Raw genomic sequence first — 18,132 nt, forward strand, 5'->3', positions numbered from 1 at the left:
CCATGGCCGAGACCCGTGAAACCGGCGGCGGCCTCGGGGAATTCGTTCGACGCTCCGGCTACATCCGAAAGTGGCTGATTCTCGGGATCGCGATCGGCGTCATCGCCGGCCTCGGCGCGGTGGTGTTCTATCTGGCGCTCGACTATGCGGGCGACTTCCTGCTCGGTGACCTGGCCGGCTACCGGATCCCCAAACCGGTCGGCGACGGCGGCGATCCCGGCTCGGCGGGCTTCGACCGGCCGTGGGCCATCCCGCTGGTGGTCTGCGGCGGCGCGCTCGTATCGGCGTGGCTGGTCGCGAAGTTCGCACCGGAGGCCGAAGGACACGGCACCGACAGCGCGATCGAAGCCGTGCACACCGACCCCCGCGCCATCCGGGGACGAGCCATCGTGATCAAGACCATCGCCAGCGCCCTGACCATCGGGTCGGGCGGTTCCGGCGGTCGCGAAGGCCCCGCCGCCCAGATCTCCGCAGGTTTCGGATCCATGCTGACCCGTTGGCTGAACCTGTCCGACGAGGACGGCCGGATCGCGGTGTCGCTGGGCATCGGGTCTGGTATCGGAGCGATCTTCGGCGCCCCGCTCGGCGGCGCGGTGCTGGCGGCCTCGATCGTGTACCGCCGGGACTTCGACTACCGGGCGTTGATACCGGGATTCATCACCTCGGCGACCGCCTACTCGGTACTCGGTTCGATCCTCGGCTTCGACCCGCTGTTCGGATTCGTCGCCGCCGAGTACCGCTTCGACAGCCCACTCGATCTGGGCTGGTTCGTCGTGCTCGGCATCGTCGCGGCCGGCGTCGGCTACCTCTACGCGCGTATCTTCTACGGAACCGTCGCACTGACCGCTCGGCTGCCGGGCCACAAGGTGCTCAAACCCGCGGTCGGCGGGCTCGCGGTGGGACTGCTGGGCCTGGCGATCCCGCAGGTTCTGGCCAGCGGATACGGATGGGCGCAGAAGGCCACGGCCACCGACACCCTGATGGCGATACCGCTGTGGATCGTGCTGCTCCTACCGCTCGCCAAAATCTTGGCGACGTCGTTGTCGATCGGCACCGGCGGTTCGGGCGGCATCTTCGGGCCCGGTGTCGTGGTAGGCGCGTTCGTCGGCGCCGCGCTGTGGCGACTCGGCGATCTTGTCGACGCCCCCGGGATCCCCGACAGCCCCGCCACGTTCGTCGTCGTCGGCATGATGGCGTGCTTCGGCAGCGTCGCGCACGCGCCGCTTGCCGTGATGATCATGGTGGCCGAGATGACCGGCTCGTTCTCGGTGATCCCGTGCGCGATGGTCGCCGTCGGTATCGCCTACATGTTGATGTCGCGCACCGACGTCTCGATCTACCGCGCGCAGCGCCTCGACCGGGAAGCCGCCGACGCCGCGCGTGGCGACGACGGACGCCGGCCACCTCCGCCCGAAGCGACTACTTGACCGGCGCCTTCTTCTTGGCCTGGCTGGCGGCGTCCTTCTCCGTCGACGCGCCCTTGTTGGCCAACTGGCCGCCCGAGTTCTCCAGGTGCGCACGCACGAACCACTGGAACTTCTCCAACTCGGCGGCGTGGCCGATCAGCATGTCCTCGGTGACCGGATCGGAATCCTCGGCGTCCTCGATGTTCTTTCGGGTGTCCTCGATGACACCGTCGTAGACCAGATCGAGTGCGGCCAGGTGCGCCTGCACGGTGTCGCGGTCCAGCGAGTAGTCATCCCAGGAGCGGTCGCCGATGATCGCGCCCGGCGTGCCCTTCGGCGAGTAGCCCAGCGTCGCAATGCGCTCGGCGACCTCGTCGGCGTAGCCGCGCACCAACTCGACCTGCGGGTCGATCATCTCGTGGACTCCGATGAAGTTCGGGCCCACCACATTCCAGTGAATGTGCTTGAGTGTCAGGTGCAGATCGTTGTACCGGCTCAGCTGCTTCTGTAACAGTTCGGCCATCTTGGCCGCGTCTTTGTCGGTCATACCCGGAACGGTGTACTGAGACTTAGGCATGGGAAAGCTCCTTTGCACGCATACGGTGTCGAGGCTTCGACTACCCGCTGCGTCGGCGGGGTAATCACCACGTCACAGACGTCACATCTCGATCAGATTCGGGATCGCCATGCGCGGGCCGAACCGCGGAAGCACCGCAAGACCGCTCACTTCCAACAAGCGCACAGCGCGGTGACGGTGCGGGCGAAGCGGTTCGAGCACCTCGACCATCGCGGGATCGTCAATCGGATGGCCCAGCAAGCTCCACCCGACCATCTTCGCCAGGTGGTAGTCGCCGACCGAGAGCGCATCCGCGTCACCGAACGCGCGTTGACTCGTCTCGGCCGCGGTCCACTCACCGACCCCCGGAAGCGACGCCATCGCGGCACGCGCCCTGGCCGGTGACCGGGCGCCCAGCCGTTCCAGGGAGTCGGCGCGCTGAGCACATACGACGACGGTGCGAGCGCGGCGCGGATCGACGTTGGCGCGGTGGAACTCCCACGACGGGATGCGGCGCCAGATGTCACCGGGCGGCGGCACCCGCATGTGCGCGGGCGCCGGACCGGGTGCGGGGGCGCCGAACTTAGTGACCAGCAGCCGCCACGCGCGGCGCGCGTCCTTGCCGTAGACCCGCTGTTCGAGCACCGCCGGAATCAGCGCTTCGAGCACGCGGTCGGTGCGGCCCAGCCGGAGATGCCGCACGCGTCGATGCGCCGCGGCGATTGTCGGTTCCGTGGGCGCGAAGCCGACACTGTCGTCGTAAGCGCCGAGTTGGGCGGGCAGGGTCTCGGCGAATTCCCTGGCACCCTCGCCCCATGCTTCGCAGTCGACGGTGTCGGGTGCCGATTTGGTGAGGCGCGCGGTGACCGGGCCGCTGCGCATCAGGCTGGTGCGCCAGATCGCGCCGTCGGGGTCGTCGAAGTAGCAGGGGTCCTTCCGGCCACGCCGCAGCGGCGCCAGGGTCAACGCGGGGCTGACCGGGCCGTCGAAGACGACGCTGACCGAGGTGTGCACCGGCCAAGGTTATGCCGGGTCGACGGTTTATGCCTGAACGACGGTGACCTCCGCCTTGTCCGGGTAGAACGCCACGTGACCGGCGATGGGGGCGACGGCCGGGTAGGGCTTCTGGTAGGTCCAGATGGCGTCCTCGACGACGGTGCCGTTGTCGGTCACCAGGTCGTAGTAGCTGGCGTCGCCCTTGAACGGGCAGTACGTCTGGGTGTCGCTGGGCCTGAGTTTGTCTTGGACGACGTCGTTGTGCGGGATGTACTGCACCGCCGGATAGGTCGACTCCTGAAGCGTCAACGCACGTTCTGTGTCGGCGACGATCTCGCCGTTCACCCGGACGGTGACGTGTCTGCCGGTCGGCTCGACGGTGATCGGATGCTCCGCGGTGGGCTCGAGTACGGGTCGATCGCTCATGACATGGCCAACGCCCAAGGTGGCGGTCGGCATTCCGGACGTGTCGGTGGACGATGGCATAGTCGAACACATGTTCGGATCGGACTTCGCAGAGGCCGACGACGCCGCTGTGGTCGCCGCCATCGCCGAGGGTGCACGTGCGGAGGCACAAGCCGCCGCACGCCGGCTCGCGGCCATTGCAGAGTTGGTCCGGCGCAAGGTGTGCGATGACGACGAGCGGCAGCGGTCCGCGTTCGATCCGTGGGATGCCGTCGCCGCCGAGGTGGCTGCGGCGATGACGGTCGGTCATCGCCGCGCTTCGGGGCAGATGCGCATCGCGCAGGCGCTGCGCGAGCGGCTGCCACAGGTGGCCGCGTTGTTCGAGCAGGGCGGTATCAGTGCGCGGATCGTCTCGACGATCACATGGCGCACCACGCTGATCGAGGATCCTGAGGCGTTGGCACTCATCGACACCGCACTCGCCCAACGGGCGTCTCGATTGAGTCCGCTGTCGGAGCGACGACTCGACGATGCGGTCGACGCGCTCGTCCACCGGTTCGACCCGCTCGCGGTGCGGAAATCAAAAGCTACGGCCCGCACCCGGGACTTCCACTTCGGTGACGAAGACGACCCGGCCGGCACCACTTCGGTGTGGGGCCGGTTGTTGGCCACGGATGCGGCCGCCCTCAAACGGCGCGTCGCCGAGATGATGAAGGGGCTGTGCGACGACGATCCGCGCAGTATCGGCGAGCGGCGCGCCGACGCTGTCGGCGCCTTAGCGGCCGGCCATAACCAATTGGCTTGTGCGTGCGGATCGCCGACATGCGCCGCTGCCGGTGTGCATGCGTCGAATGTCCTCATACACGTGATCGCCGACCAAGCCGCGCTCGACAATGCCACTCGCGCAACCGAAGGCGAGGCCGCTCCCACAACCGAGAAGCGTGGCACTGCAGTACTGCTGGGCCAAGGGGCTTTGCCCACGTTCCTACTGCCCTGGCTGATCAGCCGCGGGGCGAAGGTGCGCCCGATCAAGATGCCGAGGTCGGAAGCCGAGTCGCGGTATCAGCCGTCAGCGGCGCTGGCCGAATTCGTGCGCATGCGTGATATGTACTGTCGCGCACCGGGATGCGATGTGCCTGCCGACCTCTGCGACATCGATCACACGACCCCGTGGCCCCTGGGGCCCACGCATCCGTCGAACCTCAAATGCCTGTGCCGTAAGAACCACATGATGAAGACATTCTGCGGCGGCCCTGACGGCTGGCGCGACGTCCAGCTTCCGGATGGAACTGTCATCTGGACCGCACCGAGCGGCCACACCTATACCACCCACCCCGGTAGCAAGCTGTTCTTCGAATGGGACACGACCACCGCCAACTTGCCACCGCCACCGGATATTCCACCGCCCACACCTGATCGCGCAGCGAAGATGCCGAAGCGAAGACGCACTCGCGCAGCCGAATTCGCCGCACGGATCAGAGCTGAGCGGGCGCGTAATGCCGACCCGGCACCGTTCTAAGAGCCGACGCCGGCTGGTGCGGTCGGTCGCCGAACCACGCCGCTACCGCGATGATGTGCCACGACGGGTAGGCCTTATTCGGGTAGTACGCCGTCTGTTCCTAAGTAGGTGGTGTAATCGGCTGATGGCAGAACTTGAACGGCACGGCGCGGTGTACGTGTTGACCCTCGGCGAGGACGAGAACCGCTTCCACCCCGACCGGCTGACCGCGATGAACTCGGCACTCGACGAGGTGGAGGCCGCCGACGGGCCGAGGGCCGTCGTCACCACGGGCAGCGGCAAGTTCTACTCCAACGGGCTCGACCTCGACTTCATGGCCGCGAATCCCGATGCGGCCGAGGCCAATCTGGCCGACGTGCACGCGCTGTTGGTACGCGTGCTGGCGTTCCCGGCGCCGATCATCGCCGCGGTGCAAGGGCACGCGTTCGCCGCCGGTGCGATGCTGGCGCTGGCCCACGACCAGATCGTCATGCGCGCCGATCGCGGCTTCTTCTGCCTGCCGGAGGTCGACCTCGGCATCCCGTTCACCGCTGGGATGAACGCCCTCATCCGGTCCCGCCTTCCGATCGCGACCGCGCACGACGCGATGACCACGGCGCGACGCTACGGCGGCGAGGACGCCCGCGCGGCGGGGATCGCCGCGGCCACCGCCGGGGAGGGTGAAGTCCTCGACACCGCGGTCACGCGCGCCGGTGCGCTGGCCGCCAAAGCCGGCACGGTGTTCGGTGCCATCAAGGCGCGCCTGTACGCGGAAGTGATCGCCGAACTCAAGGTCCGGTAGCTAGCCTCCCGAAACTGAGCTTCTGCACGAACCACCGCTCATTTGCATGCATATCTTCAGCTTCGAGTGCAACGGTCAGAACGCCCAGCGATGATACTGCGCGATGTACCGCAGCGACGGCAGCACAGCCATCGCACGCCCCATCGCCCGGTAATACCAGGCGACGTCACGAAATGTCGGCGAATCGAACGGTGACACCCACGCCAGCAACCGCACACCGGGCACCGCCTCGGCAATGTCGTCCGGACCGTCAATCCCCCACTGCAGCGTCGCCCCCGAGCGCCGCACCACCGCGTTCAGGACCTGCGACCGGATGCCGAGCCGGCTGAACGCGTCGAATTGCAGTTCACCGGAGGGAAACCCGTCGACCACCCGCCGCAGCAGCGCCGCACCGTCGGATTCCGTCAGATACATGGTGAGGCCCTCGGCGATCATCAAAGTCGGCCGATCCGAGGGGATTCCGGACAGCCAAGATGCATCTGCGACCGAGGCGCCGATCACCCGGTAACGGTCGCGGTGCGGATAGAGCTGCGTGCGCAGACTCGCGACCTCCGGATAGTCGATGTCGAACCAGTCGACCCCGGGCCCGGTGTCCACTCGAAACGCCCGCGCGTCCAGCCCGCAGCCCAGATGCAACACGACCGCCCGCGGGTGCGCGGCCAGGAACTGGCGCGTCCACCTGTCGAAGTGCGCGCTGCGGGTGGTCACCGATGCCGAATTGGCCGGCGTGATCGTTGTTTTCGACCAGTCGTAGTCGATGCGCTCGACGATGTCCTTGGCAAACCGGTCACCCAGGATCGCGTTGGGCAAGTCGGCGTCGAGCGCCTTGGCGTAGAACGTCGCAAGCATGGTCTGCGGCGCACCGGACAAATCGACGGGGAGCTTGTCGGGCATCTCTACTCGCGGGCTAACCGGCCTTGCTCGTACGCCGCGCGTCCCGCAGCCCCGCCCAGAACCTGGCGGCCGCCTGGATCGACTCCTCGACAGGCCTTGGACTCCAACGCAATTCGTGTCGCGCCTTGCTGCAATCCACCGGCGCTTCCGCGCGCATCAGCCGGAGCGAGCCGAGCGAGAACTTCTCGTCCTTGCCCGTCACCCGCGCCTTGGCGGTGCCCAGGGCGGCCATCGCGTAGGAGACCGGCAGCGGGAGCGACTTCGTCGGCACAGGCATCCCCGCGGCTTCGGCCGCGATGCGCACCACCTCCGCATTGCTGATCATCTTCTCCGAGATCAGGTACCGCTCGCCGACTCGGCCGTGCTCGGCGGCGAGGAGCATGGCGCGCGCGGCGTCGTCGACACCGACGGCCTCCAACTCGATACCGCGCATCACGAACGGCAGCTTGCCGAACGCCGCCCCGGCGATGATCGCGCCGTGCGGGGTGCGGCCCCAGTCGCCGCCGCCGTAGGTGGTCGACACGCACATCGCGACTGCGGGCACGCCGTGCTCGCGCGCATATTGCAGCACCAGCGTCTCGGCCTGCACCCGCGACCGCACATACGGCGTCAAACCCTTGTCGACGATCACGTCGTCCTCGGTCGCCACGTGCCCGCGCCTGCGGCCGACCGTCACATAGCTGCTGGTGTAGACGAACCGCCGCAAACGCATGTCCTTGGCGACCTCGAGCACGTTTCGGGTGCCCTCGACGTTCGTATAGAACAGCGGCGTGGGGTCCTTGAGCCAGCCGCGCGTGTCCACGACGCAGTAGTACACGTCGTCGACTCCGGTCATGGCCGCGCGCAGCGTGTCGTTGTACCAGATGTCGCCGAGGAAACGCTGTACCGGCAGATCGTCGATGCTCTTGGTGTTCGCGTTCGGGCGGACCATGACGCGGACGTCGTGGCCTGCGGCCACCAGTTGCCGGGTGACATGCGATCCGAGGAAACCGTTGGCTCCGATGACCAGCTTGCTCACTTGGCTCCTCCGTACTGCTTCATCCACTCCTCGGCCTCGGGCGGCAAGGTGCCGAGTTCGGCGGCCTTGCGGCACCATTTGACCGTCGCCTTGACGAACCGCAGCGGGTTGTAGATGTCTTCTTGCCGACGCCACAGTCCGTCGCCGGCGTAGGTGAGGATCGAGACGTTGGTGGCGCTGATGGCTGTGCCGTCGCCGGGGTCGCGCATCGGGTTGTCCAGCTCGCAGATGATGCGGCCGGTCGCCTCGTCGATCACGGTCCACCGCGACGGGAACGACGTCATGTAGCTACCGGGAAACGACTCCATCGTCTTCCAAATCCAGGGGCGCACCTGTTCGCGGCCGCGCATGGTGCCCGCCGCGTGCTCGACGTAGACGACGTCTTCGGTGTACTGGTCGACCCAGGGATCCCAGTCGCGGGTCTGTGCGGCGCGGTCGACTGTCGCCTCGAACTGTTGGAACGCCGCGGCCAATTCGTCGCGGCTGAAGGTGCTGCTGCCCGTCACACCAGAACTAGAACACGTTCTACCGAGCTTGTCGAGGGTCAGAACGCGGTCAGCACCTGGCGGCTGCCCAGCGGATTCTGCAGCGGGACCTCGAGGATCCCCGACACCGCGATCATGATGCACGGCCGGCCCGCGGCTTCGGGAAGCGCGCCGCCGAAGAGTTCGACGGTGACGGTCTCGGGTGTCTCCAGCACGGACGCGTGCACGCCGTAACACTGCGGGGTGCCGGTGGTGAAGTGCACGCCGACGGCGCGGTCGCCCGCGACGCGGTTGTAGGACTCGGCGCGCATCGGCTGCGGGTCGACGATCGCGGGATTGTCGATGAACAGCAGGCCCGGATGGCCGGGCCGCTCGGACAGTACGGCCGTCTCGGCCGCTGCCGCCGGGGCCGCCCACACGGCCAGCACAGCGGCCATCACGGCGAGGAATGTGCGCATCACACAACCGTAATCGCCGACTGGAACATGGCGGTCGATTCGGTGGTTATACAGGCACTATGGCAAAGCAATACAACAAGAATCCGGCCGCAGTGAACGCGTTGTCGCCGGAGCAGTACCAGGTCACACAGAAAAACGGCACGGAGCGGCCCTTCACCGGCGAGTACTGGGACAACCACGAGCCGGGCATCTACGTCGACGTGGTCTCGGGCGAGCCGTTGTTCGCCTCTGTCGACAAGTTCGACAGCGGGACCGGGTGGCCCAGCTTCACCCGTCCGATCGAAGCGACCAACGTCGTCGAGAAGCGCGACTTCTCGCACCTGATGGTCCGCACCGAGGTGCGCTCGGCGCACGGCGACAGCCACCTCGGCCATGTCTTCACCGACGGCCCCCGCGCAGAGGGTGGGTTGCGCTACTGCATCAACTCCGCTTCGCTGAGATTCATCCACCTCGACGACCTCGAGGCCGAGGGGTATGGCGATTACAAGAAGCTGTTCGTGAATGAGGAGGCGCAAGCATGAGCGACCACAAGAGAGCCATCCTGGCGGGCGGTTGCTTCTGGGGCATGCAGGATCTGATCCGTAGGCAACCGGGCGTGGTGTCGACGCGTGTCGGCTACACCGGCGGCGAGAACGCCAATCCCACGTACCGCAATCACCCCGGCCACGCCGAGGCGATTGAGATCGTCTACGACCCGGCGCGGACCGACTACCGCGCATTGCTGGAGTTCTTCTTCCAGATCCACGATCCGACCACGAAGAACCGTCAGGGCAACGATATCGGCACAAGCTACCGGTCGGCGATCTTCTACCTCGACGACGAGCAGAAGCGCGTCGCGCTGGACACCATCGCCGATGTGGATGCGTCAGGACTGTGGCCCGGCAAGGTCGTCACCGAGGTGACCCCGGCCGCCGACTTCTGGGAGGCCGAGCCCGAGCACCAGGATTACTTGGAGCGCTACCCGAGCGGTTACACCTGCCACTTCCCGCGCCCGGGCTGGAAGCTGCCCAAGCGCGAAACGGCCAACCAGTAGGAACACCGACGCGCTCGGTTACCGGCGGTGGCGCACCACGACGCGGCCGCCGTCCTTCGGGGTGAACGCGATCCCGCGGAAGTGCACCTTCTCGTCGGGTGCAGTGTCGGTCTCGATCACGAAGTGGCGCAGGATCGTTCGCAGTACGACGTCCATCTCGACGTTGGCGAACGCGGCGCCGATGCATCGGCGGGTCCCGCCACCGAACGGCACCCACGCCGTCGGCGGGCGCTTGCCCATGAACCGGTCGGGATCGAAGCGTTCGGGGTCGGGGAACACGTCCGGGTTGGCGTGCATGTTCGCCAGCGCCACCATCACGGTGTAGCCGTGGGGAATCCGCCACTTGCCGGCGTCGAAATGCGGTGCCAGCACGTGGCGTCCGGAGAAGTCGATGACGGTCCGGTTGCGCTGCAACTCGTTGATGAAGGCCTGGCGGTACTCGTTGCCGCCGGCGTCGTTCTCCTCGACCAGCTTGGCCAGCACCGCGGGATGGCGGCGCAACCGTTCGAACGCCCAGCCGAGCGTCGACGCCGTCGTCTCGTGGCCGGCGCCGAGAAGGGTGAGCAGCTCGTCGGAGATGTCCTGGTGCGACATCGGGGTGCCGTCCTCATAGGTGCTGCCCAGTAGCAGCGCCAGGATGTCCGTGCGCTCCTCGCGAGCGGGGTCGGCCTCGGCTTTGTCGATCAACGCGAAAACGGTCCGGTCGAAGTTGCGGCGGAACGTCTCCAGGCGGCCCCACGGGCTGTAGCGACCGGTCTTGAAAGATGGCTCGGGCAATGTCGCCATGCGCGAACCGAGCTTGGCCCACGGCGGGATGATCTCGCGCAGATAGTCCAGTTCGGCCCCGTCAGCCCCGAACACGGTGCGCAGGATGACATTCAGCGTGATCCGGTTCATCGGTTCGAGCGTCGCGAACTCGACGCCCTCGGGCCAGGTCGCGGTCTCGCGGAGCGTCTCCTCCTCGATGATCTTCTCGTAGTTCTTGATGCTCTGGCCGTGGAACGGCGGCGCGAGCAGCTTGCGGCGCTTGCGGTGCTCGACGCCGTCGAGCGCGAAAACCGAACCGGGGCCGAAAATTCGGCTGAGGTTCGGCTGGACGTTGATCAGGTCGTCGGTGCTCGCGAGATACACGGTGCGGATCAGCGCTGGATCGGCGATCACCACGCTGCGGCCGAAAAATGGCACGTTGATCGCGAACACCGGGCCGTATCGCTGAAGCGCCTTGCCCAGGAACCAGCGGCGAAATCCCGCCATCAGCACCATCTGGACGGGTTTGGGCAGCGGTACCGCCGGCGGCAACTTGCCGGGTGTGACCGGGGCTTGCTGGTCGGCGGCGGTAGCGTTCGTCATCGGTTCCTTCACTCCTCCTGCGCGAGCGGTGTGTTGCGGCGGTGCACCACGATGCGGCCGCCGTCCTTCGGGGTGTAAGCCACGCCGCGCGAGTGCGTCTTCTCCGCGGGCGCCGCGGTGGTGTCGATCACGAAGTGGCGCAATACAGTCCGCAGCACCACGTCCATCTCGACGTTGGCGAACACGGCGCCGACACAGCGGCGGGTCCCCCCGCCGAACGGGATGAAGGCGAACGTCGGCGGTCGCTCGTCGACGAAGCGCTGCGGGTCGAAGCGCTCGGGATCGGGAAACTCAGCGGCCCTGTCGTGCATCAGCGAGATGCTCGCTAGCATCGTATAGCCCTGCGGGACAACCCATTCGCCTAGCTCAAAGGTCGACGCGTAGACGTGCCTGCCCGCGAAGTCGATCACCGTGCGCGACCGCTGCACCTCCCCAAGGACGGCCTGGCGGTAGTCGTTGCCGTCGGTCTCCGCCTCGGTCACCAGCTTGGCAAGGACGTCGGGATGGCGGGTGATCCGCTCGAACGCCCAGGCCAGGGTCGAGGCCGTGGTCTCGTGTCCGGCCGCAAGGAGGGTCAGCAGTTCGTCGCCGATGTCCTTGCGGGACATGGCGCTACCGTCCTCATAGGTGCTGGCGAGCAACAGCGCAAGAACGTCGGTCCGCTCCTCGAATCCGGGGTCGGCCGTGACCCGGTCGATCAGCTTGTCGATGACCTCGTCGTATTGCCTGCGGTACTCGGCCAGCCGCCCCCACGGACTGAACCTTCCGTATGTGCGTGACGGTGCGGGCAACGACGCCAGGCGCGAACCGAGCGTCACCCATGGCGGGATGATGCGCCGCAGGTCGTCCAACTGCTCGCCGTCGGCGCCGAACACCGCACGCAGGATCGCGTTGAGGGTGATCCGCATCATCGGTTCCAGGGTCGGAAATGCCTGACCCTCGGGCCAGTTCGCCGATTCGCGCAGGGTCTCCTCTTCGAAGATCGCCTCGTAGTTCTTGACGCTCCTGCCGTGGAACGGCGGTGTCAGCAGCCGGCGCCGCCGCCGGTGTTCGGACCCGTCGAGCGCGAACACCGAACCGGGGCCCAGCACGCGCGACAGGTTGGGTTGGATGTTGCCGACGTCGTCGGTATTGGCCATGAACATCTGTTTGGCCAGCTGCGGGTCGCCGACGACGACTGTGCGTCCGAAGACCGGGACGTTCATGGTGAAGACCGGGCCGTGGAGGCGGGCGAACTGGGCGACGGTCCAGCGCCGCGAAACCGCGAACGCGAGACCCAGCAGCGGCTTGGGAATCCGCGCCTTCGGTGGCAGGTTGACCGCGGCAGGCGACGCCGCTGCAGGTGTGGGCTTCTCGACGACCAAAGCTTCGCTCATGACGCTCCCAGCCAGTTCCCCGGTACTACGATGTACCGTAGGTTCGTGTAGTACGGTACCGCTTGGTACCAGCAGACGCAAGGCTGTCGAGGAGGCGGTATGACCACTGCGCTGGACAACGGCGTGCATACCGCGGCCGACGGCGCGTTCCGCGACCGCCTGCTCGACGGTATGGCCGCCTCGATCACCGAACGCGGCTATCGCGACACCACCGTCGCCGACATCGTTCGGCAGGCGAGAACCTCGAAGCGTACGTTCTACGAACAGTTCGCGAGCAAAGAGGAATGCCTGATCGAGCTGCTGCGGCGCAACAACGAGACGATGATCGCCGGCGTGCGCGCAGCCGCGGATCCCGATGCCGATTGGCGGGCCCAGATCCGCTCAGCGGTGACCGCCTACGTCGACCACATCGCGGCGCGACCGGCCATCACGCTGGCGTGGATCCGTGAGGCGCCCGCACTGGGCGCCGTCGCACATCCGCTGCATCGCGAGGCCATGGAGCATTTCACCGACATGCTGGTCGACATCAGCAGCACGCCGGGATTCGAACGCGCTTCGCTGGCTCCGCTGTCGCGTCCCCTGGCGCTCATCATCCTTGGCGGCCTGCGCGAGCTGACCGCGCTCTTCGTCGAGGACGGCCACGACCTGGGCGGCATCATCGAGCCGGCGATCACCGCTTCGGTGGCGATCCTCGGCTCGCGCTGAGGATCAGTTCAGGATCAGCCGCGCCGATTTCTCCAGTCGCTCCGCGATTTCGGCGTACGACGCGTATCCCATGCCTGCGCGCACCAGCGCGCCGGAGTACAGCATCTCCAGCGTGTCGATGACGTCGGGATCCGTGTCGGCGCCCAACGCCGCGGCCAGCCGGTCGCGGATCGCGCGGCCGATGCGCAGCCGCAGCACCTCGACGTCGGGGTCGCGACCAAGCAGCGCCGTCGTCACCGCACCGGCGAACGCGGGCTCGTCGGCGACCAGCAAGGCGATGTGGCGCAGCACCTCGATGACCCGGGCAGCGGGGTCCTCGGACTCGTGCGCCGCCGGTGGCGATGCCGCGAGCCTGCGCCAGAACACCTCGGCGACAAGGTGTTCCTTGGAGGAGAAGTAGGTGTAGGCGGTGGCCGCCCCGACGCCGGCATCGGCGGCCACTCGGCGCACCGTTAGACCGGCGAAGCCATCGCGGTTGAGCAGTTCGACCGCGGCGCGACCGAGGCGGTCGACAGTGTCGGCTTGTTTGGCGGTCAGACGGCGCCGAGTCGACTCCATGGCCGTGTCGGACACATGTCCGGACGCTACTACAACACCCCTGCACCAGCAACGATCCGCTGCGACTAGATTGAGTCACCGATGCGCACCACAGACGAACTCTTCGCCCTTGCCGAGCAGGTCATCGGATTCATGCCCTACGACGAGGGCCGGGCCCTGTTCGACGCTGCTGTGAAGTATCTCGGCGACGGCATCGGCGTCGAGATCGGCACATACTGCGGCAAGTCCACCGTGCTGCTCGGCGCCGCCGCACAGCAGACCGGCGGCGTGATCTACACCGTCGACCACCACCACGGCTCAGAAGAACACCAGCCGGGGTGGGAGTACCACGACGAGTCGATGGTTGATCCCGTCACCGGCCTGTTCGACACGTTGCCGACGGCGCGGCACACGCTCGACGCCGCCGGCCTCGACGACCACGTCGTCGCGATCGTCGGCCGGTCACCGGTGGTGGCGCGGGGATGGCGAACTTCGTTGCGCTTTCTGTTCATCGACGGCGGCCACACCGAGGAAGCCGCACAGCGCGACTTCGACGGCTGGGCCAAATGGGTGGAGGTGGGCGCGGCGCTCGTCATCCACGACGTGTTTCCCAACCCCGACGAGGGCGGGCAGGCGCCGTTCCACATCTACCAACGGGCGTTGAACACCAACCATTTTCGCGAGGTTTCGGCAACCGGATCCATGCGCGTGCTCGAGCGCACGGACGGCGTCGTCGGCGAGCCGCTGGACTAGCGGTCGCTGGTCGCACACTCGCAGTCGTACTCGCCTTCGAGGCCGCGCGGAAGGTCCGCGCCCCGGAAGATGCCGCTGGCGGCCGACGTCGACGACAGCGCGTCGGCGGCCAGAATCATCGCCGCGCCGGTCCACGTGGTGCGTTCCTCCGGCCAGCGCTTGCCGTCGGCGAACACCAGACCCGTCCAGTAGGAGCCGTCGTCCTCACGTAGATGGTGCATCGCGGCGAACTGCTCCCTGGCGCGCACCGCGTCACCCATCGCGTCCAAAGCCAGTACCAGTTCACAGGTTTCGGCCCCGGTCACCCACGGCCGGTCGTCTACGCAGCGGATACCCAGGCCGGGAACCACGAAGTCGTGCCACCGCTCGTCGATCCGCATCCGCGCAGCGGGACCGCGCACCGCGCCGGTCAGCACCGGGTAGTACCACTCCATCGACCAGCGGTCCTTCACCGTGAACGCCTCGGGATGGTGGGCGATCGCGTGGCCGAGCCTGCCGACCGCGACCTCCCATTCCGGCTGCGGGTCGTCGAAGTAGTCCGCGAGCGCCAGCGCACACCGGATGCTGTGGTAGATGCTCGCGCACCCCGTCAGCAGGGCTTCGGGTTCGATGGCCGAAGGACTTCTCGCCCAGGCGATCTCACCGCCACTGAGCTGCATGCCGAGCACGAAGTCGATCGCCTTGGTGACCACCGGCCACATCGTCTCAGCGAAACGGCGGTCACCGGTGACCAGCACGTGGTGCCACACGCCGGTGGCGATGTAGGCGCAGAAGTTGCTGTCGCTGTTGGCGTCCTCGATGACGCCGTTGCGCAACTGGATGGGCCACGATCCGTCGCGGCGCTGGTGCGTGCGCGACCATTCGAACGCCGCGCGTGCCGGCTCCAGCAACCCGGCGACCGTCAGTGCCATCGCGTTCTCGATGTGATCCCACGGATCAGTGTGGCCTCCGTCGAACCACGGCAGCGCACCCGAGGATTCCTGGGTAGCGGCAATCGATTTCGCGGTCTGACGGCACTGTTCGGGTGTCAGCACCCCGGGAACGCCCGGGACGCCGTCGAGTTTAGGCGTCAGCACCTGCACCCACCGGTTTCGTGAAGTACAACGCGACGCTCTTGCCGATCAGCGGGTTGAGCAGCGACTCGGCCGTCTTGGTCAGCCACGGGCGGCTCATCATGTCCCACACCAACATCCGGTGGTATGCCTTCACCGCGACGTGATCCGAATTCTCGGTTCCCACCGCGCATTTGAGCCACCAGTACGGGGAGTGCAAGGCGTGCGCATGATGGGTGTGCTCGAGTCGAAGGCCATGGGCGAGCACTTTGTCGCGCAGCCGGTCGGCGTGATAGATCCGCACGTGCCCGCCCTCGTTGGCGTGGTACTCGTCGGACAGCACCCAGCAGAGCTTCTCGGGGAGCCACCGCGGCACCGTGACGGCGAGCGTTCCGCCGGGCTTGAGCACCCGGACCAGCTCGGCGATCGCCTTTTCGTCCTGGGGCACGTGTTCGAGAATTTCCGAAGCGATCACGCAATCGAAAGTGCCGTCGGCATAAGGCAGATCGAGCGCGTCACCCTTGACCGCCTCGGCCTTGGCCGTCGGCGGCGCCTCACCCTGCTCGCGCATGGCTGTCAGGATCTCGTCGACGTCGTTGAGATCGGCGGCGCTCTGGTCGAACGCGACGACGTCCGCTCCGCGCCGGAAGGCCTCGAAGCTGTGCCGGCCCGCGCCGCAACCCACGTCGATCACCTTCGTGCCCTCGCCGACGCCGAGCCGGTCGAAGTCGACCGTCAGCATGCGCCGACCCGTTCGCGCGCCATCTCGTAGACCGCAACCGTCTGCGCGGCAACCGATTGCCAGCTGAACACCTCTACCGCGCGCTTGCGTCCGTTCGCGCCGAGGCGGGCCAGCTCACGCGGTGAGTCGAGCAGTTCGCCGAGCACCGCGGTCAATTCGTCGACGTCGGCGGGCTTGACCAGCCGGGCGCAATCGCCGTCGGCGCCCACCACCTCGGGCAGCGCACCGGCGCGGCTGGCCACGATGGGCGTGCCGCTGGCCATGGCCTCCACCGCCGGCAACGAGAACCCTTCGTAAAGCGATGGGATGCAAGCGACTTCGGCCGAGGCCAGCAGGTCGGCCAGCTCGCTGTCGGACAACCCGCTTGAGCTGTGCACGATGTCGGAGATGCCGAGCTCGGCGATCAGCTTTTCGGTCGGACCGTTCGGTTCCAGCTTGGCGACGAGCTGCAGTTCGAGATCGCGTTCGACGCGCAGGCGGGCCACTGCGTGCAGCAGGTGCCTGACGCCTTTGAGGGGAACATCGGCGCTGGCGATCGCGATGATGCGGTTGCGCACCCGTCGCTCAGCGGGCTTGAACATCGCCGTGTCCACGCCCAGCGGCACGACGTGCAGCTGGCTGGGCGCGACGCCGAAGTCCTCGGCGATGTCAGCCGCCGACGTCGACGACACGGTCAGCAGTTCGGGGATCTCGCATGCCACCTGCTTCTGCATTTCGGCGAAGCCGTACCACCGTCTCACCAGCGGTTTGCGCCACCACTTGGCGGCGGCGACGTCGACCACCTTGTCGCGGGTGATCGGGTGATGCACGGTGGCGACCACCGGAAGGCCGAGGCCTGCGATCTTGCGCAGCCCGGTGCCCAGGCACTGGTTGTCGTGCACGACGTCGAACTCGTGGCGACGTTCGGCCAGCACCCGCGCGGCGCGCAGGCTGAACGTGCGGGGTTCGGGGAAGCCCGCCGTCCACGTGGTCAGCAGCTCGAGCAGGTCGATCGACGTCTTGATCTCGTTGGGCCACGGGATCCGGAACGGATCGGGTTCCCGGTAGAGGTCCAGGCTGGGCACCTCGGTCAGCCGAACGCGGGGATCGAGTTCCTCCGGATATGGCTGGCCCGAGAACACCTCGACCTCGTGGCCCAGGTCCGCGAGGCCGCGGGACAGGTAGCGGACATAGACGCCCTGCCCACCACAGTGGGTCTTGCTCCGGTACGACAGAAGTGCGATGCGCATGTTCAACTCAAGACGATGCGCAGAAGCGGCTGAATCCAGGGCCGGTGAGCTGGACAAATCGTGTCACGCAACAACTCCGAACCTTCTGGACATGTGTCCAGACTATAGTTTGACGTGCTAGCGGACGCAACGCGGCCGTGATGCCTTGACTATCACAGTGACCGGGGGTGCTGCCCGTCGGCCTCTCGGTTCCGCGCTCCGGTGACCGGGTATCCGCCGGTCATGAGCAGACACATCGAGGCGACCTTCCAGATCGCCAGCTGGGATGAGACGCCGTTCGAGAACGGCGACGAGGCCACCAAGCTCACCGAGGCCCTGGTCTCGAAACGCTACGAGGGCGACATCCAGGGCACGTCGACGACCAAGTGGCTGTTGGCCTACGGACCGGACAAGAGCGCGTTGTTCGTCGGCATCGAGCACGTCACCGGCACCATCGCGGGCGCGACCGGCGGCTTGGTGTTGCTGCACGACGGCGCCTACCGAGACGGCGTGGCCAGTGGAGAGGTGCGGATCGCATCGGGCACCGGCGGGCTGGCCGAGGCGGCCGGCAACGGGAAGTTCCGCGCCGACCCCGCGGGGGCACTTACCCTCGACGTCGACGGTCTGGACATCGCGGTCACCTAGGTCGCAGGCGCTGCGGTAACCGACGGGGCAGCCCCTGGTGGCGGGCGTATGCCACCAGATAGTGGCATGACTCCCCCGAGCGGCCCCTTAAGATTGGCTGCGTGCAATCGGCCCATCGGCGTGACGTGAGCGTTTGCCCTGCGCAGCGGGCAGATTTGAGTTTGCTGCCGGTGTCGTGGCACCCCGCCGACCAGTCCGGCCGCCGCGGAGGGG

At 67.2% G+C, this 18,132-nt stretch carries 21 protein-coding genes; 8 read left to right on the forward strand and 13 right to left on the reverse strand.

What is annotated here, in order from left to right; genetic code table 11:
* The first annotated feature begins 2 nt into the window (after window positions 1–2).
* The gene (locus A5752_RS00120) at window positions 3–1,427 is read left to right on the forward strand and encodes a chloride channel protein (RefSeq protein ID WP_067080187.1); all 1,425 of its coding nucleotides are present in this window, start codon (window positions 3–5) and stop codon (window positions 1,425–1,427) included.
* Here A5752_RS00120 and A5752_RS00125 read toward each other — a convergent pair.
* The 3 genes from A5752_RS00125 to A5752_RS00135 form a co-directional block, all read right to left on the reverse strand.
* On the reverse strand, window positions 1,420–1,983 hold the full coding sequence (locus A5752_RS00125; RefSeq protein WP_064418170.1) for a Dps family protein: 564 nt from the start codon (window positions 1,981–1,983) through the stop codon (window positions 1,420–1,422). The genes A5752_RS00120 and A5752_RS00125 overlap by 8 nt on opposite strands.
* A gap of 81 nt (window positions 1,984–2,064) precedes the next feature.
* Window positions 2,065–2,976, reverse strand: a complete 912-nt coding sequence (locus A5752_RS00130) for a DNA-3-methyladenine glycosylase family protein (protein ID WP_067080190.1) — start codon at window positions 2,974–2,976, stop codon at window positions 2,065–2,067.
* A 27-nt stretch (window positions 2,977–3,003) separates the two neighbouring features.
* A complete protein-coding gene (locus A5752_RS00135) occupies window positions 3,004–3,384 on the reverse strand; it encodes a DUF427 domain-containing protein (protein WP_067080193.1) in 381 nt (126 codons plus the stop codon).
* Between A5752_RS00135 and A5752_RS00140 the strand changes: the two genes are divergently transcribed.
* Together A5752_RS00140 and A5752_RS00145 are read left to right on the forward strand one after the other, a co-directional pair.
* On the forward strand, window positions 3,383–4,882 hold the full coding sequence (locus A5752_RS00140) for an HNH endonuclease signature motif containing protein (RefSeq protein WP_231983289.1): 1,500 nt from the start codon (window positions 3,383–3,385) through the stop codon (window positions 4,880–4,882). The genes A5752_RS00135 and A5752_RS00140 overlap by 2 nt on opposite strands.
* A 124-nt stretch (window positions 4,883–5,006) precedes the next feature.
* Entirely contained in the window at window positions 5,007–5,663 is a 657-nt protein-coding gene (locus tag A5752_RS00145) for an enoyl-CoA hydratase-related protein (RefSeq protein ID WP_067080196.1), read from the forward strand.
* A gap of 75 nt (window positions 5,664–5,738) precedes the next feature.
* Here A5752_RS00145 and A5752_RS00150 read toward each other — a convergent pair whose 3' ends face one another.
* From A5752_RS00150 to A5752_RS00165, 4 genes are read right to left on the reverse strand one after another with little or no spacing between them, the layout of a single operon-like run.
* Window positions 5,739–6,557 carry a class I SAM-dependent methyltransferase gene (locus A5752_RS00150; protein ID WP_067080199.1) on the reverse strand — a complete coding sequence of 273 codons (819 nt, stop codon included), beginning with the start codon at window positions 6,555–6,557 and terminating at the stop codon, window positions 5,739–5,741.
* A 13-nt stretch (window positions 6,558–6,570) separates the two neighbouring features.
* A complete protein-coding gene (locus tag A5752_RS00155; RefSeq protein ID WP_067080202.1) occupies window positions 6,571–7,575 on the reverse strand; it encodes an NAD-dependent epimerase/dehydratase family protein in 1,005 nt (334 codons plus the stop codon).
* Window positions 7,572–8,081, reverse strand: coding sequence for a nuclear transport factor 2 family protein (locus A5752_RS00160; RefSeq protein ID WP_067080205.1), 510 nt, complete (start codon window positions 8,079–8,081; stop codon window positions 7,572–7,574). The genes A5752_RS00155 and A5752_RS00160 overlap by 4 nt, the downstream gene beginning before the upstream one ends.
* A 38-nt stretch (window positions 8,082–8,119) precedes the next feature.
* Complete coding sequence (locus A5752_RS00165) at window positions 8,120–8,518, reverse strand: hypothetical protein (RefSeq protein WP_067080208.1); 399 nt, start codon at window positions 8,516–8,518, stop codon at window positions 8,120–8,122.
* Window positions 8,519–8,577: 59 nt separating this feature from the next.
* Between A5752_RS00165 and msrB the strand changes: the two genes are divergently transcribed.
* Window positions 8,578–9,039 (forward strand): peptide-methionine (R)-S-oxide reductase MsrB, encoded by a 462-nt coding sequence (gene msrB / locus A5752_RS00170; RefSeq protein WP_067080211.1) that lies wholly within the window; start codon window positions 8,578–8,580, stop codon window positions 9,037–9,039.
* Window positions 9,036–9,551: a peptide-methionine (S)-S-oxide reductase MsrA gene (gene msrA / locus A5752_RS00175; RefSeq protein ID WP_067080214.1), complete on the forward strand. Its 516-nt coding sequence runs from the start codon at window positions 9,036–9,038 to the stop codon at window positions 9,549–9,551. The genes msrB and msrA overlap by 4 nt, the downstream gene beginning before the upstream one ends.
* Before the next feature lie 18 nt (window positions 9,552–9,569).
* Here the strand turns inward: msrA and A5752_RS00180 are convergent, their stop codons facing one another.
* Together A5752_RS00180 and A5752_RS00185 are read right to left on the reverse strand one after the other, a co-directional pair.
* Window positions 9,570–10,901, reverse strand: a complete 1,332-nt coding sequence (locus tag A5752_RS00180; RefSeq protein WP_067080430.1) for a cytochrome P450 — start codon at window positions 10,899–10,901, stop codon at window positions 9,570–9,572.
* Between the two features lie 8 nt (window positions 10,902–10,909).
* Window positions 10,910–12,277: a cytochrome P450 gene (locus A5752_RS00185; protein ID WP_067080217.1), complete on the reverse strand. Its 1,368-nt coding sequence runs from the start codon at window positions 12,275–12,277 to the stop codon at window positions 10,910–10,912.
* Window positions 12,278–12,376: 99 nt separating this feature from the next.
* Here A5752_RS00185 and A5752_RS00190 point away from each other — a divergent pair, with 99 nt between their 5' ends.
* Entirely contained in the window at window positions 12,377–12,982 is a 606-nt protein-coding gene (locus A5752_RS00190) for a TetR/AcrR family transcriptional regulator (RefSeq protein ID WP_067080220.1), read from the forward strand.
* 3 nt (window positions 12,983–12,985) lie between these two features.
* Here A5752_RS00190 and A5752_RS00195 read toward each other — a convergent pair whose 3' ends face one another.
* Entirely contained in the window at window positions 12,986–13,555 is a 570-nt protein-coding gene (locus A5752_RS00195; protein ID WP_067080223.1) for a TetR/AcrR family transcriptional regulator, read from the reverse strand.
* A gap of 66 nt (window positions 13,556–13,621) precedes the next feature.
* On the opposite strand from A5752_RS00195, the gene A5752_RS00200 reads away from it, so the two are divergent.
* Window positions 13,622–14,272 carry a class I SAM-dependent methyltransferase gene (locus tag A5752_RS00200; protein ID WP_067080226.1) on the forward strand — a complete coding sequence of 217 codons (651 nt, stop codon included), beginning with the start codon at window positions 13,622–13,624 and terminating at the stop codon, window positions 14,270–14,272.
* Here A5752_RS00200 and mmpH read toward each other — a convergent pair.
* From mmpH to manT, 3 genes are read right to left on the reverse strand one after another with little or no spacing between them, the layout of a single operon-like run.
* The gene (gene mmpH / locus A5752_RS00205) at window positions 14,269–15,348 is read right to left on the reverse strand and encodes an MMP endo-(1,4)-3-O-methyl-alpha-D-mannosidase (protein WP_067080433.1); all 1,080 of its coding nucleotides are present in this window, start codon (window positions 15,346–15,348) and stop codon (window positions 14,269–14,271) included. The genes A5752_RS00200 and mmpH overlap by 4 nt on opposite strands.
* Complete coding sequence (locus A5752_RS00210) at window positions 15,335–16,066, reverse strand: class I SAM-dependent methyltransferase (protein ID WP_067080230.1); 732 nt, start codon at window positions 16,064–16,066, stop codon at window positions 15,335–15,337. Before A5752_RS00210 ends, mmpH begins: the two co-directional genes overlap by 14 nt.
* On the reverse strand, window positions 16,060–17,295 hold the full coding sequence (manT, locus tag A5752_RS00215; RefSeq protein WP_066841919.1) for an MMP alpha-(1->4)-mannosyltransferase: 1,236 nt from the start codon (window positions 17,293–17,295) through the stop codon (window positions 16,060–16,062). Before manT ends, A5752_RS00210 begins: the two co-directional genes overlap by 7 nt.
* Window positions 17,296–17,517: 222 nt before the next feature.
* Between manT and A5752_RS00220 the strand changes: the two genes are divergently transcribed.
* Window positions 17,518–17,919 (forward strand): DUF3224 domain-containing protein, encoded by a 402-nt coding sequence (locus tag A5752_RS00220; protein ID WP_064395079.1) that lies wholly within the window; start codon window positions 17,518–17,520, stop codon window positions 17,917–17,919.
* Window positions 17,920–18,132 lie beyond the last annotated feature (213 nt).

This window comes from Mycobacterium sp. 852002-51961_SCH5331710, from assembly GCF_001665535.1.
Taxonomy (GTDB): domain Bacteria; phylum Actinomycetota; class Actinomycetes; order Mycobacteriales; family Mycobacteriaceae; genus Mycobacterium.

Coding starts and splice junctions, on each gene's coding strand:
- A5752_RS00120 (WP_067080187.1), top strand. CDS start 3: ATGGCCGAGACCCGTGAAACCGGCGGCGGCCTCGGGGAATTCGTTCGA.
- A5752_RS00125 (WP_064418170.1), bottom strand. CDS start 1,983: ATGCCTAAGTCTCAGTACACCGTTCCGGGTATGACCGACAAAGACGCG.
- A5752_RS00140 (WP_231983289.1), top strand. CDS start 3,383: ATGACATGGCCAACGCCCAAGGTGGCGGTCGGCATTCCGGACGTGTCG.
- A5752_RS00135 (WP_067080193.1), bottom strand. CDS start 3,384: ATGAGCGATCGACCCGTACTCGAGCCCACCGCGGAGCATCCGATCACC.
- A5752_RS00145 (WP_067080196.1), top strand. CDS start 5,007: ATGGCAGAACTTGAACGGCACGGCGCGGTGTACGTGTTGACCCTCGGC.
- A5752_RS00150 (WP_067080199.1), bottom strand. CDS start 6,557: ATGCCCGACAAGCTCCCCGTCGATTTGTCCGGTGCGCCGCAGACCATG.
- A5752_RS00165 (WP_067080208.1), bottom strand. CDS start 8,518: ATGCGCACATTCCTCGCCGTGATGGCCGCTGTGCTGGCCGTGTGGGCG.
- msrB (WP_067080211.1), top strand. CDS start 8,578: ATGGCAAAGCAATACAACAAGAATCCGGCCGCAGTGAACGCGTTGTCG.
- msrA (WP_067080214.1), top strand. CDS start 9,036: ATGAGCGACCACAAGAGAGCCATCCTGGCGGGCGGTTGCTTCTGGGGC.
- A5752_RS00180 (WP_067080430.1), bottom strand. CDS start 10,901: ATGACGAACGCTACCGCCGCCGACCAGCAAGCCCCGGTCACACCCGGC.
- A5752_RS00185 (WP_067080217.1), bottom strand. CDS start 12,277: ATGAGCGAAGCTTTGGTCGTCGAGAAGCCCACACCTGCAGCGGCGTCG.
- A5752_RS00190 (WP_067080220.1), top strand. CDS start 12,377: ATGACCACTGCGCTGGACAACGGCGTGCATACCGCGGCCGACGGCGCG.
- A5752_RS00200 (WP_067080226.1), top strand. CDS start 13,622: ATGCGCACCACAGACGAACTCTTCGCCCTTGCCGAGCAGGTCATCGGA.
- A5752_RS00210 (WP_067080230.1), bottom strand. CDS start 16,066: ATGCTGACGGTCGACTTCGACCGGCTCGGCGTCGGCGAGGGCACGAAG.
- manT (WP_066841919.1), bottom strand. CDS start 17,295: ATGCGCATCGCACTTCTGTCGTACCGGAGCAAGACCCACTGTGGTGGG.
- A5752_RS00220 (WP_064395079.1), top strand. CDS start 17,518: ATGAGCAGACACATCGAGGCGACCTTCCAGATCGCCAGCTGGGATGAG.